The organism is Neobacillus sp. NPDC097160 (assembly GCF_044762155.1).
Taxonomy (GTDB): Bacteria; Bacillota; Bacilli; order Bacillales; family Cytobacillaceae; genus Neobacillus.
Genome location: NZ_JBIWDU010000001.1, coordinates 412194 through 428556, shown reverse-complemented (window position 1 = coordinate 428556; position 16363 = coordinate 412194). Strand labels below are relative to the sequence as shown.

Annotated in this window: 14 protein-coding genes; 3 read left to right on the top strand and 11 right to left on the bottom strand. The window is 43.5% G+C overall.

The features are described from left to right. Positions 1-173: 173 nt before the first annotated feature. Positions 174-440 (top strand): hypothetical protein, encoded by a 267-nt coding sequence (locus ACIQXV_RS01805; RefSeq protein ID WP_402955137.1) that lies wholly within the window; start codon positions 174-176, stop codon positions 438-440. A gap of 75 nt (positions 441-515) precedes the next feature. Here the strand turns inward: ACIQXV_RS01805 and ACIQXV_RS01800 are convergent, their stop codons facing one another. After that, entirely contained in the window at positions 516-956 is a 441-nt protein-coding gene (locus ACIQXV_RS01800; protein WP_402955134.1) for a ferritin-like domain-containing protein, read from the bottom strand. Between the two features lie 356 nt (positions 957-1312). Here ACIQXV_RS01800 and ACIQXV_RS01795 point away from each other — a divergent pair, with 356 nt between their 5' ends. Further along, positions 1313-3223 (top strand): N-acetylmuramoyl-L-alanine amidase, encoded by a 1911-nt coding sequence (locus ACIQXV_RS01795; RefSeq protein ID WP_402955131.1) that lies wholly within the window; start codon positions 1313-1315, stop codon positions 3221-3223. 357 nt (positions 3224-3580) lie between these two features. On the opposite strand, the gene ACIQXV_RS01790 is transcribed toward ACIQXV_RS01795, so the two are convergent. After that, a complete protein-coding gene (locus ACIQXV_RS01790) occupies positions 3581-3778 on the bottom strand; it encodes a sensor histidine kinase (protein WP_402955128.1) in 198 nt (65 codons plus the stop codon). Between the two features lie 263 nt (positions 3779-4041). On the opposite strand from ACIQXV_RS01790, the gene ACIQXV_RS01785 reads away from it, so the two are divergent. After that, the gene (locus ACIQXV_RS01785; protein ID WP_402955125.1) at positions 4042-6111 is read left to right on the top strand and encodes a molybdopterin-dependent oxidoreductase; all 2070 of its coding nucleotides are present in this window, start codon (positions 4042-4044) and stop codon (positions 6109-6111) included. 244 nt (positions 6112-6355) lie between these two features. Here the strand turns inward: ACIQXV_RS01785 and ACIQXV_RS01780 are convergent, their stop codons facing one another. The 9 genes from ACIQXV_RS01780 to ACIQXV_RS01740 form a co-directional block, all read right to left on the bottom strand. Next, the gene (locus ACIQXV_RS01780; RefSeq protein WP_402955122.1) at positions 6356-7624 is read right to left on the bottom strand and encodes a dicarboxylate/amino acid:cation symporter; all 1269 of its coding nucleotides are present in this window, start codon (positions 7622-7624) and stop codon (positions 6356-6358) included. 196 nt (positions 7625-7820) lie between these two features. Continuing rightward, positions 7821-8159: a bh protein gene (locus ACIQXV_RS01775; RefSeq protein ID WP_402955119.1), complete on the bottom strand. Its 339-nt coding sequence runs from the start codon at positions 8157-8159 to the stop codon at positions 7821-7823. A gap of 200 nt (positions 8160-8359) precedes the next feature. Next, on the bottom strand, positions 8360-9274 hold the full coding sequence (locus ACIQXV_RS01770; protein ID WP_402955258.1) for a sugar-binding transcriptional regulator: 915 nt from the start codon (positions 9272-9274) through the stop codon (positions 8360-8362). A gap of 177 nt (positions 9275-9451) precedes the next feature. Continuing rightward, positions 9452-10849 (bottom strand): dihydrolipoyl dehydrogenase, encoded by a 1398-nt coding sequence (gene lpdA, locus ACIQXV_RS01765; protein ID WP_402955116.1) that lies wholly within the window; start codon positions 10847-10849, stop codon positions 9452-9454. A 13-nt stretch (positions 10850-10862) separates the two neighbouring features. Beyond that, a complete protein-coding gene (locus tag ACIQXV_RS01760; RefSeq protein WP_402955112.1) occupies positions 10863-12221 on the bottom strand; it encodes a dihydrolipoamide acetyltransferase family protein in 1359 nt (452 codons plus the stop codon). A 17-nt stretch (positions 12222-12238) separates the two neighbouring features. Further along, positions 12239-13228: an alpha-ketoacid dehydrogenase subunit beta gene (locus ACIQXV_RS01755; RefSeq protein ID WP_402955109.1), complete on the bottom strand. Its 990-nt coding sequence runs from the start codon at positions 13226-13228 to the stop codon at positions 12239-12241. Positions 13229-13247: 19 nt separating this feature from the next. Continuing rightward, positions 13248-14231, bottom strand: coding sequence for a thiamine pyrophosphate-dependent dehydrogenase E1 component subunit alpha (locus tag ACIQXV_RS01750; RefSeq protein ID WP_402955106.1), 984 nt, complete (start codon positions 14229-14231; stop codon positions 13248-13250). A 241-nt stretch (positions 14232-14472) separates the two neighbouring features. Further along, complete coding sequence (locus ACIQXV_RS01745) at positions 14473-14826, bottom strand: PTS glucitol/sorbitol transporter subunit IIA (RefSeq protein ID WP_402955103.1); 354 nt, start codon at positions 14824-14826, stop codon at positions 14473-14475. A 31-nt stretch (positions 14827-14857) separates the two neighbouring features. Next, the gene (locus tag ACIQXV_RS01740) at positions 14858-16135 is read right to left on the bottom strand and encodes an NAD(P)H-dependent oxidoreductase (protein WP_402955100.1); all 1278 of its coding nucleotides are present in this window, start codon (positions 16133-16135) and stop codon (positions 14858-14860) included. Between the last annotated feature and the right edge of the window lie 228 nt (positions 16136-16363).

Below are 16363 nucleotides of genomic sequence, written 5' to 3'. Positions count from 1 at the left end.
GTTCAAAGGCTAGTTCTTGGCATTAGGCGGTTTGCGATTTGGGGTGATTGTGGAGGAACCTTTTTGTCCGGAAAGTCGACCAAGCTCAAAATGCGTCAGGAACGTATAAAAAGTCTTTTGGCCTAATAATTATTAATAAAGTCTCATCATTTCTTACTTTTTATTAAGGGGGAATGTCTCTGAAAAGTGTAAGAATGATTCAAAGATTGGTTGGTGTTCTCCTTCTTGGGTACGGAATTTATCTTATTTTCGTCACACAGGAGTTCTTTGGTACCTTATTAATCATAGTGGCCTTCATAATTTTCCCGAGTTTAAACAACAAGGAGAAACAGAGATCACACAGCAATGATTATGATTATCATGACCGTTACAATGATTCAGCCAATGACTACGACAATTCCACTAGGGGCGGAGATTCAGACGGAGGCGGCGGGGACTAATTCCCCCCCTTAACACAACCCAGCAAACAGAAATTCCCCGGTGAAAGTTTATTCCCGGGGCATTTTTCTTATCAGTCACTTCGCCTTTGAAAAATAATACAGAAACCAAACAGCGTGATTTTGTTCGTCCGCCGCTGCCCTTCTGAATACTTCTATAATGAACGGATCCTTCGCGGCATCTGCTATCTCCATGTAAAAATCCACTGTTTTTTGCTCATCCTCGAGGGCAAACTCCAACCCCTTTACATAAACGCTTGGACAGCCCTCAATAATCTTTGGCTGTGGAGGCATTCCCGTTAACCCCCGATAAACCTGAACAAACTGCTGATAATGTTTAATTTCATCCTCGCGTATCTCCAGGATTTGCTCCCGTGCCTTCTGATGCGGCGCCAAATTAGCCAGCCTAGCATAACATTCAATGGCGCTATATTCCCCATTTATTGCCTTTTCAAGATCTTGAACCAATGTATTGGCTTGCCGATTCAAGGCATCGCGGTAATTTGTAAAAGGATACATAGAGCAAACCTCCCCGTATATTTTCATTGTATATCATATGAGAATGGGAAGAATTGGGGGTATGGTGATTATATTTTTTTATAAACCTCTCTTCGACACGATGGAGCTCGTGTATGGTGGTCATAATTTGCGTTTTTTTACCATCTTAGGAAGAAGACTGTCGATTTTTACTTCACATTCCCAAAAATAGAGTTTAATATAAAATTAATAATTTCATGATTCACCTAGGGGATATACCCGCATTTTTTTAAAAAATAATAAAGGGGCGTGAAAAGTTAATAGAATGTCAGACTTTATTTTGGGGTTGTACCCAATCTGGAGAAATACAAGAACGAGACAAGAAAGGGACATAAGCTTTGAAAAGAAAACTATTATTTTTGTCATTTTTTGCATTGTTGGTGCTAGGCTTAGGATTGGGGGGGACTCATTCTTATGCAGGCAATTCGGGCTGGACGCAAGAAAACGGGAAATGGTATTTTTACCAAAACCAAACAGTTGCCACCGGTTGGGTATACATAGGAAGCAAATGGTATTACATGGATGCAAAAGGAGTTATGCAGACGGGTTGGGTGAAAACCGGAGATAAGTGGTATTACATGGAAGCTGATGGCACAATGAAAACCGGTTGGCTGTACAGCAGCGGTAAGTGGTACTACCTGCAATCCAATGGTGCAATGAAAACAGGCTGGCTGGACAGCAGCGGCAAGTGGTACTACATGCAATCCGACGGTGCTATGAAAACAGGCTGGCTGGACAGCAGCGGCAAGTGGTACTACATGGAAAATGACGGGTCAATGAAAACAGGCTGGCTTAATCTTGACTCCAACTGGTACTATTTTAATACTAGCGGCGAAAGAAGCATAGGGTTCCTGAACACTGGTTCAACATTATATTCCTTTGATCAAACAGGAGTCATGCAAGCCGACCAGTGGCTGAAGAAAGACGGACAAACTTATTATTTTAATCGTGATGGGGCCGCTGCAAAAGGCGTAATCGAGATTTCAGGAAAAAAATATCTTTTTAAAACTGATGGGGCCTTATGCTATGGCTGGGGAAAAGTCGGAGAAAAGTGGTATTTTTCCAATAATGAAGGCATTGTTCAAACGGGATGGCTGATTTCAAACGGAAAAAGCTATTACTTAAACCAAGATGGGACCATGCAAACAGGCTGGTATGAAGTTCAGGGGAAAAAATATTACTTTGACCAAAACGGCGCTATGGCAACTGGAATATCTGTAGTAAATGGCAAAGGATATTATTTTAATCAGGATGGGGGGTTGTTTACTGGGGGCTCATTCACCATCGATTCGAAAAATTATTATGCCACTCAAACGGGACAGCTGCAGCAAGGTTGGTTGAAATCCAATAACATCTGGTATTATTTTGGCAGTGATTTTTCAATGAAGACGAACTGGCAGTTGGCCGGCGGGACCTGGTACTATTTAAACGATCAGGGTGAAATGCAAACAGGCTGGTTAACACTAAACAAACAGACGTATTTTCTAAATTCCAGCGGGGCCATGGTTACCGGCTGGGCGAAGCTTAATGGAGAATGGTATTACTTTGACAAATCCGGAAGTATGGCAACAGGCTGGAAATACGTCAATAATAAATGGTATTATCTTGACGGAAATGGCGTCATGAAGACTGGCTGGATCACCGTAAACGGCCAAGAATATTTCTTAGATTCAAACGGTGCTTGGGTTACAAAGGATATTCAAGGGAAAACGATTATCCTAGATCCTGGACATGGCGGGTATGACAGCGGGGCTGGGGCCGGTGGTATTTTTGAAAAAAATATCAACCTGCAGGTCGCCCTCAAGTTTGCAAAGGCTCTTGAAAACGAAGGAGCCACTGTTTATTTGACCAGAAGCACTGATGTTTTTGTTTCATTGGATAATAGAGTGATATTCTCAAATTCTATCAAACCGGATGCTTTTATCAGTATTCATGTGAATTCAGCAGGAAGCGCCAGTGCGCAAGGAATTGAAACCTATCATAATTCTGTGGATGGTGTGATGCCGGCGGAAAGTAAACAGCTCGCCACGTTCCTTCAAGATGAAATTATCAAATCGACTGGAGCCGTGAGTAGAGGCATTAAGGATGAAAGCTTCAGGGTAATCAGAGGAAACCAAGCACCGGCTGTTTTAGTAGAAATTGGCTTCATCTCCAATAATAATGAAAGAGCAAACCTGATAAACGACAGCTACCAAAGCAAGATCTGCAACGGGCTACTGAGCGGATTAAAGAAATTCTTCGGCAACTAAGGAAGGGTACCAGGCACCATAAATGGACACCGTCCACCTGTGACGGACAGAAAAGCGGAAGCGCCCTGGTCAGCGGCGTATGGCCTGGAGGGCTCCAACTGAGATAAAGGAAACACGAAGAGCCGGAGGCGATTCGATGTTGACTTATCGTAGGGCGGAGAGCGAAGGACACTAGCCGCTAGGGCGCTGAAGCTAGACATTTCTCAAAGTCGAAATTTATACTTCTTATCTTACGAGAAGACCCCCATTTCACTTAAATGTGAATGGGGGTTTTGTTTTGTTGTCAGGAACTTTTCTTTGGTTACAGGAAGATTCTTACTTTTGTTTAACAGGGATTTCCCATGAGTATCCAAAATTTCACCCGTTAAAGCGGAATGCGCAATGTAAACACCGCGCCTCCCAACTTACCATTAAACGCCGTAATTCGCCGCCGTTTCCTTCCACAATCGCCTTTGTTATCGCAAGGCCGATTCCCGAGCCCCCGGCATCCCCGCTGTAAAATCGCTGAAACACCTTCTCTTCTTCACCCGGTGTGAACCCTTTTCCATCGTCCATTACTCCTTTCCTCCCCAGTATAAACGAACAGTGCGGCACAACCATGGCATAAACATGTGAAAAGTGTGTGAAAAACCGTGGTGCCTTTGTGGTGCCTGACACCCAAAATAATGTTATGATAGTAGCAATATTTAAAAATATCAATCTATAACAAATGGTCCCTTAACAAATGGTGCCTGACACCATAAAAAGACACTGTCCATTCGTGGCGGACAGTCAGGTAGTACTATGATGATGCTTTTATCGTGGAGAGGGGATTTGCTATGGCAGCTTTTATTCAGGAGCGGGATGGTGTGTTTCGTGCTGTTTGCCCGCTTGATTGTCCAGATCAGTGTGGATTGCTTCTACATAAGGAGGACGAAAAAATTGTAAAGGTTGAGGGTGACCCCGAGCATCTGGTAACAAAAGGCCATATATGCAACAAGGTTCGCAATTTGACAGAACGGATATATGATGAAAAACGCTTGAAATACCCGCTCAAACGAATAGGGCGCAAAGGTCAGGGTCAGTTTGAACGAATTAGCTGGGAGGAAGCGCTCCTTACAATTACTTCTCGCTGGAAGGAACTCATCGAAACGGATGGACCGGAAAGCATTCTACCCTACAGCTTTTATGGCAACATGGGCCGGCTCAGTGCCGAAGGAATGGACCGCCGTTTTTGGAATCGCTTGGGTGCCTCACGGCTGGATCGAACCATTTGTTCGTCGGCTGGATCGGCTGGGTACCAATATACGATGGGCGGCAGCTTCGGAATTGACCCCGAGGATACCATTCACGCCAAATTGTTCATTTTTTGGGGTATCAATGCTGCCAGTACGAACATGCACCAAGTAGCCCTGGCGCAAAAGGCCCGCAAGCAGAACGGTGCCAAAATCGTCGTCATCGATGTTCATAAAAATCAAACTGGCAGAATGGCAGATTGGTTTATTCCGATTTTACCAGGGACGGATAGTGCCCTCGCACTTGGGTTGATGCACATATTGTTTACTGAAAATATGGTTAATCAACAATTTTTGCAAAAATATGCTGTTGGTCACGAAACGCTGCGCGACCATGTCGTTCAATACGACCCTGTCACTGTTTCCGAAATCACCGGTGTACCGGTCGAAGACATTTACAAGCTGGCCAGGATGTATGGAGAAATGTCACCTTCCTTTATTCGCATCGGCAATGGGCCGCAGCATCACGACAACGGCGGCATGTTCGTCCGCACGGTCGCATGCCTTCCTGCCCTAACCGGACAATGGCTAGTAAAGGGCGGCGGGGCCATCAAAGGAAATTCTGCCTATCTTGCACCCAACACTGATAGCTTGCAACGGCCGGACCTTTTGAAAAATAAACATACCCGCGTCATTAACATGAATTTACTGGGCGAGGCGTTAGTAACGGTAGACCAGCCTGTAAAATCGCTGTTTGTGTATGGATCAAATCCGGCGTTGGTTGCTCCTTCTAGCAATAAAGTTAGAAATGGCTTGGAGCGCGAAGATTTATTCGTAGTGGTCCATGACTTATTTTTAACCGAAACGGCCAAGTACGCGGATATTGTTCTTCCATCAACATCGTCATTTGAAAACACGGATTTATACACCTCGTACTGGCATCACTACATGCAGATTCAGCGGCCAGTCATCGCACCATACGGGGAGTCTAAATCAAATGTTGACGTCTTTCGTTTGCTAGCGAAAGAAATGGGATTCGGCGACGAGGCAGCCTTCACTGAAACAGAAGCAGAAATGATTGCCGGCGCGCTTGATAACCCGCGGAATCCTTTTTTAGAGGGGATTGACTTCGAGGCTTTAGTCGCGCAGGACTATTTGAAAGCCAAGGTAAAGCCGTTGTTCCCCGGGACACTCCCGACCCCAAGTGGAAAAATAGAGTTATATTCTGAGCGAATGAAGCAGAATGGATACCCGCCGCTGCCCACCTATATTCCGCTCGTGAACGATGGAGACCACTTCTATCAGTTTGTACCAGGCCCGAATCATAATTTCTTAAATTCTACTTTCTCCAACATTAGAAAGCACGTTGAGCTGGAAAAGAAATTGCGATTGCATATGAATCGGTTGGATGCCCGTGCAGCTGGAATTGAGGATGGTGATATGGTGCGAGTATGGAACCAGCGTGGGGAGTGTGAGCTGCAAGTTGCGGTGGGGGAAAATGTCCTTCCGGGAGTGGTCGTGACACAAGGACTCTGGGCGGACGCTGCAGACAGCTCTGCAGAAGCTTCAAAAGGAAATAGAAACCTAATAAACTCTTTGACCCCCGATCGCATTGCCGATATGGGAGGCGGGGCCACCTTTTTTTCAGGACGGGTAAATGTGGAAAAAATTTAGATTAACTAGCCTCTGGTGATTGGGGGCAAATAGCTCTTATTGGTGACCGAACTCTCTGGTCTTTTGCCTTTTCGATCGCCAATAGCCCTTTATCACACAACAAAATAAAAAAAGAACCAAAGCCAAATCAGCCTCGATTCCCATAAATTTCAAAATGGCGCCTGACACCATTTTCGAGTTTGCACTGCACTTTATAGTGTTATTGGTGTCAGGCACCGATGCTGTCAGGCACCATTGCAGTCCGTTATGCGACTTCTTCGCCGGTTTTGAAGGTTTGGCGGAGCCAGTTTTTTCCTTCGACGAGTCGTGTGACGAGCATGGCGCAGACAGTGTTGCCTGTTGAGTTGAGCAGTGTAGCCGGTGCATCAATGATGGTGCTAATCACGGCGATAATTGGCAAGGTTTCCGGCGGGAAGCCATAGACGCTGATGATCAGCATTTCGCCGATCATCCCACCGCCGGGAATTGCACCCATAACCGCACCGACTAAAAAGGCAACGGCAAGAATACTTAATATATTTGAGATGCTCGTTAAATCCTTTCCAAATAAAGCAAACAGAAAGACGATTTTCAGTACGCCGCCAAAGACGGAACCATCCTTATGGGTGTTCGCCCCAAGCGGGACAATCGTTTCGGCAATATCCTTCGGCACCCCCATCTTACGAACCGTATCAAGGTTCACGGGAATACATGCCGCACTCGAGCACGTCGCAAGCGCTGTAACCGATGGTGTGATGGCATTTTTCCAAAACACCTTGACTCCCAACTTGCCACCGGCGATGTAGGCATAAAGGGTGAAGAACCCAAAGTAATATATGACCGTCAAAATCAGATACAGCACAAACGAGCGGGCATATCCTTCTAAAATTTGCGGGCCGAGTTCGCCGATAACCGCGGCAAAATAACAACCAAGCCCAATTGGCGCATAATACATCACGATGCTGACCATCTTCATCATAACCGAAGTAGCTGCCGCCAAAAAGTCAGAAACCGGTTTCGCCTTTTCCCCCACCATCGCGGTCGAAATACCAAACAATAGCGAGAAGACAATCAGCTGAAGCATATTACTTCTTGAAAGCAATAAATTAAAATCCGAAACAGTGAAAGTAGCGACAAGATGATCAAGAAACGTTAATTTTTCTGCATCCGTTTCCGCAGTCGAATGATTCATGACCTCTTTAATTGCCGCAATATCAGCATTTTCAATCGGATGAATAATGGACGCACCCGTTAATCCGAGAATGGCCGCAACAGAAGCGGTGACCAGGAACACCACCAAGATGCTGCCCATAATTTTCCCAAGCCGCTTCATGCCGTTCATGTTCGCAATCGCCGAAGCAATACTAAAAAATACTAATGGTACAATGATCATAAACATTAGATTGAGAAAAAGATCACCAAACGGCTTCACGACCGCAGTTTTTGTCCCAAAAATTAAACCTGCAACCCCGCCAATCACAATCGACGACAGTAAAATCAGGGTGAATCGATAATTTTTAAAAAATGATTTCAAATAAATCCACAGCCTTTCGACAAAAATCTACATATGCAAATCATACCTAAATTTAATCGATAGGTAAATGGCTTTGTTAATCACAGATATTTCAAATAAATGACTTATTATAAAAACAAAACATGCCCTCCGATAATTGTCGGAGGGCTATTTCAATCAAAAAACTATGAAATATCATATACAAAAAAGGATCAATTCATTCCACCTTTTTATTGATCTTTTTCAAAGCTTCTTTCGTTTCATTTAAATATTTTACAAACCGTAAGGGCTTACTTAAAACTCTTTTCGGAAATCCTTCAATAAACTCCCCATGGTTCGTTTTGTATTCATCTTTTAATCTTGTAGGTTTAGAGGTAACCCGCTTATAAACTTCTTTATACAATTCCCTCCTCGGATTCATTATCGTCTTAATTGTACGATGGCAATTCATACAAACAATACTTTGAATCTTATTATTTAAATATTGAACATGATGCAAGGTTTCGTCATGACAATGTGAACAATAAAGGGTGACATCTATTTCTGAAATCTTCATATAGGTCTTCTCCTTTACAAATATTCCACAGACTCTCTTTCAAAAAAGCAACAATCGGAACCATTATTTATAGGCTATATATTTCAAAACATTTTATTCCTTTATACTATATAGTAATCAGAAGATTATGAACATGTAACGGTTTTAGCTGATTTTTCCCCAAACTAGTAATGAGTAAATGTAGTAGTAATTCCTATATATTATAACTCATTTTGATATTTTTTTAAAATTCCAACTGCCATTTGTTCATCAATAATCAAAACATCAATTAACTCGCCTCTTAAAGCGCCCAGTACACTTTCCGCTTTATGTTCCCCTTCAACCACTGCAATTACTTTATCAATGTTCTTCAATTCTTCTAAAGTAATTCCGATTATTTTACTGCCCAAAGGATTTTGAACAGAATTTCCGCTTTTATCAAAAAAACGATAGCCTATATCCCCTACTACACCTATTTCACCAAGATGGTTTAAATCCGTTTCTGATAAGTACCCAACATACATTAATGTGGATTCCTTGAATGGATTACCAATGCTAATTACCGCAACATCGACATTACGGCCACTTTCTAACACCATTTCAATATCCTGCATCGCCATTAAACGAAGTTTCAATTCTTCGGTTTCAACAATTGCTGGGGCATAGAGATAGGTACATGTTCCGCTCATTTTCCTCGCTAAATCATTTGCCAGTTGATTGGCATGGATTTCTACCGACCGAACACCCATGCCTCCTTCCAACGGAACAACCTTAATGTCTTCCCTATGCTCATAGGGATATTCTTGTACAAGATGGGCAAGTGTCGTCCCCCACGAAATGCCAATACTTTTGACGCTTTTCATATTTCGCGAGATATAGTTGGCACCGGCAAGCCCAACGGCCCGTTTTGCCAGTTCACTTGATATACTATTATTGGGTACGACAATAGCATCTTGAAGGCCGAAATATTTTTCAAGCTGCTGCTCCAATTCAACGGTCCGAACCGTTTCATCTTTTATATAAATATTAACAATTCCTTCATCCTTTGCCTTTTGCAACAATTTGGATATAACAGGTCTTGATACTCCTAATTTGTTGGCAATTTCCGCCTGTGTCCAGCCATCGTTATAATACATGCTGGAGACCTTGACCAATTGCCTTCTTTCTTGCCACTCCACAAATCCATCTCCTTACTGAAATGCATACCATCATTTTACACGATAGCTAATTGAAAATCATCTTGATATGCAAAAGTGCCGGGAAACTAAAGTTCACGGCACTTTTAAAACGATATCTGTTCGCTCGCACGTCTGTTATACGTATTGGACTTCTTTTTTTAGCTTTTTTGCAGCTTTCACAGCCGCTTCAAAAAATGTTTCTGAAATCGTTGGGTGTGGATGAATCATTTTTGCTGCTTCTTCAACCGTTCCTTCTAGATACATAAACGCGGATGCCTCAGAAATCATTTCCGTCACGTGAGATCCTGCCATCACAACACCAATAATTTCGCCGTATTTTGCTTCAAAAATCAGTTTTGTGAATCCCTCAGGCTCACCTGCACTTAAGGCCTTGCCACTTCCGGCAAAATCAAACTTCTCTGTCCGTACCTCGATGCCTTGCTTCTTCGCCTCATCCTCAGACAAACCAACAGACGCAATCTCCGGAAGGGTATAAATACATCGCGGCATTACCTTGTAATCGATCCGGTCATGGATACCGGCTGCGTTATTAGCCGCAACCACCCCTTCAGCACTCGCTGCATGGGCAAGCTGCCAGCCACCAATCACATCACCAACTGCATATACATTGGCCATGCTTGTCTCCATTTGATCATTCACATTGAGGAACGGTCCATTTTGTTCCAGGCTTACCTCTGTTACAGCAGAAAAGTTAGGCCGGCGCCCCGTGCTGACAAGTAAGGTTTCAGCCTCCAATGAGATCTCTTTCCCTTTCGCATCGACACAGATAACCGTTTTGATGCCCGCTGTTTCTTCAACCTTTTGCACCTTTGCTCCCACATGAAGCTTAATGCCCTTTTTCTTTAAAACTTTTGCTAAAAATTTCGAAGCTTCTGCATCCTCAGTTGGGATAATTCGATCTGCCGCCTCCACAATCGTGACCTCTGTTTTCAACGAGGCAAAAATTGTGGCAAATTCAACACCAATGACCCCTCCGCCGATAATTACCGCGGATTTAGGAATATCCGGAAGATCAAAAATTGTATCGCTCGTATGATAGTTAACGGAATCCAGCCCAGGGATCGGCGGTACTGCAGGGGTTGAGCCTGTTGCAACAATTACTTTTTCAGCCTGAATCATCTCTTCTCCCGCTTCTGTTTCTACCCTAACGCTTCCGTCTGCCAGCAAGCTTCCAAAGCCATTATAGACATCGATTTTCCCCTGCTTCAGTAAAAAGGCAATGCCGCCGCGTAAACGCTCGATCACGTCATTTTTTCGTTTTTTCATTTTATCAAAGGAAAGGGTCAAGGAACCGGTTTCGATTCCCCACTCCTTTGCTTTTTCAATTTGCTCAATAATTTCGGAATGCTTTAAATAGGTCTTCGACGGAATACAGCCTCTGTTTAGACAGGTACCTCCGAGAAAATCGGCCTCAATCAATGCTGTTTTTTTGCCAAGTTCCGCCGCATGAAGCGCAGCCACATAACCTCCGGGGCCGCCGCCAATTACGACAAGTTCATAGGATTTTTTCAACTCTTTCACCTCATTACACAAGTAACTCAAACGGATTTTCAAGAATTTGTTTCAATTCTGTCAAGTAGGCAGCTGCCGGAGCCCCGTCGATGGCACGGTGGTCAAATGACAAGCTCAGCGTCATCATTGGACGAATTTCCAGCGCCCCATTGACCGCAACAGGTTTATCCACAATCCGGCCGACACCAAGGATGGCACTATCAGGCTGGTTAATGATTGGCGTGAACGCGTCAATCGCGTACATACCAAGATTGCTGATGGTAAATGTAGAGCCTTTCATCTGATCTGGCAGCAATTTATTGTCACGTGCCCGCTTTCCAATATCTTTCGCATCCTGCGTAAGTTCAGAAAGCCCTTTAAAGAGGACATCTTTCACAACAGGTACCATTAAACCGCCAGGAACAGCCACTGCAAGTCCAATATGAACATGTCCATGCTGGACGATCTCGTCTCCTTCAATCGAAACATTCACTTCAGGATGACGTGCTAGAGCAGCGCCGGAAGCCTTAATTAACACTTCTGTATAAGACAAACGTAGTCCGGTTTGTTTTTCGATAATAGGCAAAAGGGTCGAACGAAGCTCTTTCACTTTTGTCATATCCACATCTGTTGTTAACGTTACATGCGGTGCTGTATAAGCACTTTGTGCCATCCGCTCAGCAATGACTTTTCGCATGCCGGACATCTTCTTGCGCTGTGATGCAGCCGGAGCCAAAGCGCCCTCTGCTCTCGATGAAGGCGGCATGACGTCTGTTTTAACAATTTTTCCGTTAATACCGCTACCTGTAACAGCGAAGAGATCAACCTGCCCAGCAGCAGCAATTTTCCGTGCCAGTGGCGTTGCTTTCGGCTGTGCCGCTGCACTTTCAACGACTGCTACAACATCTCTCTTTTGAACACGGCCATTTGGCCCGCTGCCTTTAATCGAACCTAGTGTCAGATCATTCACTCTGGCAAGCCTGCGGGCTGCTGGAGTCGCACGAGGTTTTTCGCTTTGCCCGCTTTCCGCTGCCGAACCAGTACCAACTGGAATAGCTGTTTCTGCCGGTGTGAATACCATGGCTTCTACCGAAGCTACTTGTTCTGCTTCTTCTGAGCCGGAAATGCCCGGTGAGGTGTCAGGCACCTTTTCACCTGCTTCACCGATATAACCGATAATTTGGTTGACCGGCACCTGATCATCCACTTGGAAATATTTCTTCAATAATATACCTGGATCGTAAGATTCTACTTCGATATTAATTTTATCTGTCATGATTTCAAACAGCGGTTCGCCAATCTCGACGCTGTCCCCTTCTTCTTTAAACCACTGAAGGAGGGTACCCTCTGCCATTGTAGAGCTAAGCTTTGGCATAAAAATTTCCTTTGCCATCTAAAAACCCCTCCTTCCTATTTATATTTAACGGTTTCTCTAACTGCTGCCAGAATGTCAGGCACCTGTGGAATCGCTGCTCTTTCTAAATTCGGGTTGTATGGAATTGGTACTTCTTTACCACCAAGGCGCTTAATCGGTGCATCAAGATAGTCAAATGCTTCACTTTCAGCGATCATACTGGCGATTTCGCCGCCAATACCGCCGCGTCGGACAGCTTCATGAACCACAATTAATCGGCCTGTCTTTTTCACTGAATTAATGATTGTTTCCGTATCAAGCGGAACGATCGTCCGTGGATCAACGACTTCGACGCTAATGCCTTCTTTTTCAAGTTCTGTTGCTGCTTCAAGTGCCTTATGAACCATGATGGCCGTAGCAACAATCGTTACATCTGTGCCCTCACGTTTGATATCTGCTTTTCCTAGTTCAATTGAATACTGCTCTTCTGGGACGTCTGAAGAAGTTTTATATAGCAATTTATGCTCGTAAAAAATAACTGGGTTGTCATCGTCCATTGCTGCTTTCAGTAAACCTTTTACATCATATGCGGTGGAAGGCTGGACCACTTTCAAGCCTGGAATATGGGCCATCCATGCCTCTAAGCTCTGAGAATGCTGCGCTGCCGCCCCTGTTCCGGAACCGGCTGGCGTTCTTAACACCATTGGCACTTTTCCTTTACCGCCAAACATATAACGTGTTTTTGCTGCTTGGTTCACAATTTGATCCATAGCGATAGTGATAAAATCTGAGAATTGCAGTTCTAAGATCGGACGCATGCCGGTTAATGCAGCTCCAACTGCTGCACCGGCAATCCCTGCTTCCGAAATCGGGGTATTGCGTACACGCTCTTGTCCGAACTCTTCAACCATGCCGCGGGTAACACCGAACGCCCCGCCGTAAACACCGATATCTTCACCTAGAATAAAAACATCCTCATTTACCCGCATTTCTTGGCTCATTGCTTCCCGAACTGCTTCTAAATAAGTAATTTCTCTTGTAGCCATTATTTTCATCCTCCTCTGTTTATGCGTAGACATCCTCTAGTAAACTATCAATTGATGGTTCAGGGCTGTTTTCTGCAAACTTCACAGCGTCCTCGATTTCTTTCAGCGCTTCATCATGCAGCTGCTTTGCACTCTCTTCTGTTAAGATCCCTTCACTGATTAAGAACTCTTTAAAACGTTTAATGCCGTCTTTTTCTCTCCACTCTTTCTCTTCCTCACGGGTACGGTATTTTTTCGCATCACTCTTTGAGTGGCCTTTCCAGCGGTATGTTTTCATTTCGATCAAAGTTGGGCCAAAGCCAGCGCGGGCACGTTCTACCGCATCATCCACCGTATTCATAATCTCAACCATATCGAGGCCATCGATCACTTTGCCAGGAATTCCATATGCTGCAGCACGGTCTGCAATATTTTCCACACGTGTCATTTCTTTTACCGGACCAGACATACCGTATTGGTTGTTTTCACAAATAAAGATGACCGGCAGATCCCAAATCGCTGCTAGGTTCACTGATTCATGAAAGCTTCCTTCATTTGAGGCTCCATCGCCAAAGAAGCAAAGGACAACATAGTTTTCTTTTTTCATTTTAGAAGTAAGGGCCGCGCCAACAGCAAGCGGTAAGCCTCCGCCAACAATTCCGTTAGCACCAAGGTTTCCTTTTTCCACGTCGGCTATGTGCATTGAACCGCCTTTTCCTTTACAATAACCTGTTTCACGACCGAATAATTCAGCCATCATTTTGTTAACGTCTCCTTCTTTGGCAATGCAATGGCCGTGGCCGCGGTGTGTGCTGACAATTTTATCTTTTCTGCCAATAACAGCAATAGAACCGGCAGCGGATGCCTCTTGGCCGACACATAGATGTGTCGTTCCGTGAATCAATCCTTTAGCAAAGAACTGATCAACCTTCTCATCAAAATAGCGAATAAGCCACATTTGTTTATATAAATCTTTCAATTTCTCTTCCGTAATCATCTCAGGAAGTTTCACTGTTTTCATCATTTCTTTTCCTCCTCTTTTACATTTGTTCTGATGTGTTACATTTGTAAACATCATATACCGTATCGTTCTTTCCGTCAAGTAAAAAACAGCCTATTTTCTAACTTTTTCAGGGCATAATTTTTAAATTAAAAAAGGGAAAAGTGGACAGGTTTTATCGACCCATTTCCTCTTTCCCTCTATCTTTGACATTGATCCATTCGATGTTTAATTTTCGCCACCGCTATCGCGGACAGAGACGTATCTACTTAACCGTTATAACCGTTCCCTCATCAATCGTCGGGAATCGATGTGGGTGTGCAAATACAGCTCCAGGTAATACTTCTTCCATTGGTTCCTGGAAGTAAATTGAAATATGCCCTAGCTCTTTATAGTTTTTATTCGCAAGGGTACCAAGGGCCGTAATCGTAAAGGACTCATCGCCAAATTGAATCGTACCGCCCTGTTTTAATGGTTCTTCAGTCAGGTGTTCAAATTCATGGATGACCGCCATTTCGCGCAATTCCTTTGGTGCCTGCGGGCCAAATAAAATGACAATTTTATCCTCTTTAAATGTTGGTACTAATACTCCAATTTCTTGTACAACTGATTTTGTCACGTTCATACCTCCACTATTCCTTAAATACTTTTTATAGTTTCACTAAGGGACGATTCTCAGTACTTACTGGAAAAAGCTGATCTTGCAGGGATCTTAATTTCCATACTGTTGTTGAAGGGTCTAACTCCACATCGTCTAATGTTAAGAATTGACCAAGTTTAATATCCTTTTTCACAACGACTTTACCGCTGATTAGACCGATTGGAATATGTCCATTTACTTTCATATCTACATGTGTTTCAAGTACGCCGCGAACAGAATAGCCACCGATACCATCCAATGTTTCGCCTGCTTTGATATCACGTTTTGCAACAGCAACTGTTTCCGAAATTGGTGCTCCGATTGGATGGATCGATGAATCATGCTGTAAAACAGCCTTCGCAATTGTAATTGGCGTTTCTAAGCTTGCAAGGTGGTATGGGCGATAGAGTGTATAGTGCGGCCCTTTCCCCACTTTTAAATAACGAAGCTCGTGGTCAACTGGCTCTAGTTCGCTTTTTACGATGACAAATACGCCAGGAGCAAGACCGTCTACATATTCCACTACACCAAAGTTGTCTAGAATCCCGCCATTTTCTTTTAGATCCAATTTTTCAGCGACATCTTGAACGGTTGCAGATACCCCGTGCATCCCTACTTTATCAGGAAGCAATCCGGTTGCATTACTTAATAAATTCATTTCTGCCATTGTTTTGGTACCGTCTTGGAACGCTGCCAGCATATGGGCGCTCATTTGTTTTTGTCTTGCTTCTTCAGCGCAAACATCTGGATTCGATACAGGGTTTAATTTATTATTTTTTCCTTTACCGGCAACTAATACTTCAAATCCCATTGTTTTAGCAAATTCATATAGTTCTAGTGTTGCGGCTGGCTCATCACCGGCAGATCCTGTGTAAACAAGCCCTGCATTGTTAAACATTTGGTACATTACAGAACCGATTGTAATATCGACTTCAACATTTAAAAGAACAAGGTGTTTTTTTGAACGCAAAGTTTCAAGCGAGATATTGGCCCCAACCTCTGGAACGCCTGTCGCATCAACGATGACTTCAACAGTTGGTGACTGAATAACCTCACGATAATCATTTGTCACGATTACAGGATTTCTTTTACTCGCTTTCGAATTATAATAGTCCGCTGCTCTTTGGGCAGCCTCCACATTTACATCACACACGCCTGCCACAATCATTCCAGGAATATTTGAAATTTGCGCGATCATACCGAATCCCATTTGACCTGCGCCAATGACTCCTACTCTGATTGGGGCATTTTCACGTTCACGTTGTAAAAGTTGTTGATAAATTGACATGTAAGATTCCTCCTAAATAGGTTCCTAAAATTATACCGCTTACATTCTATTCAACTAACAAACTCGAATACTTATATAAACTTATGGACAAATGTTATCCATTGTAACACTATCTTGTTTTTATTCACATTTGTTACAATGATTATCATTTGTTCCTACAAGTTAAGTTTAATCCTCTATGAAAGCCCTGTCAAGAGTGAACTTTCAAAAAACTTATATTATTTTTCC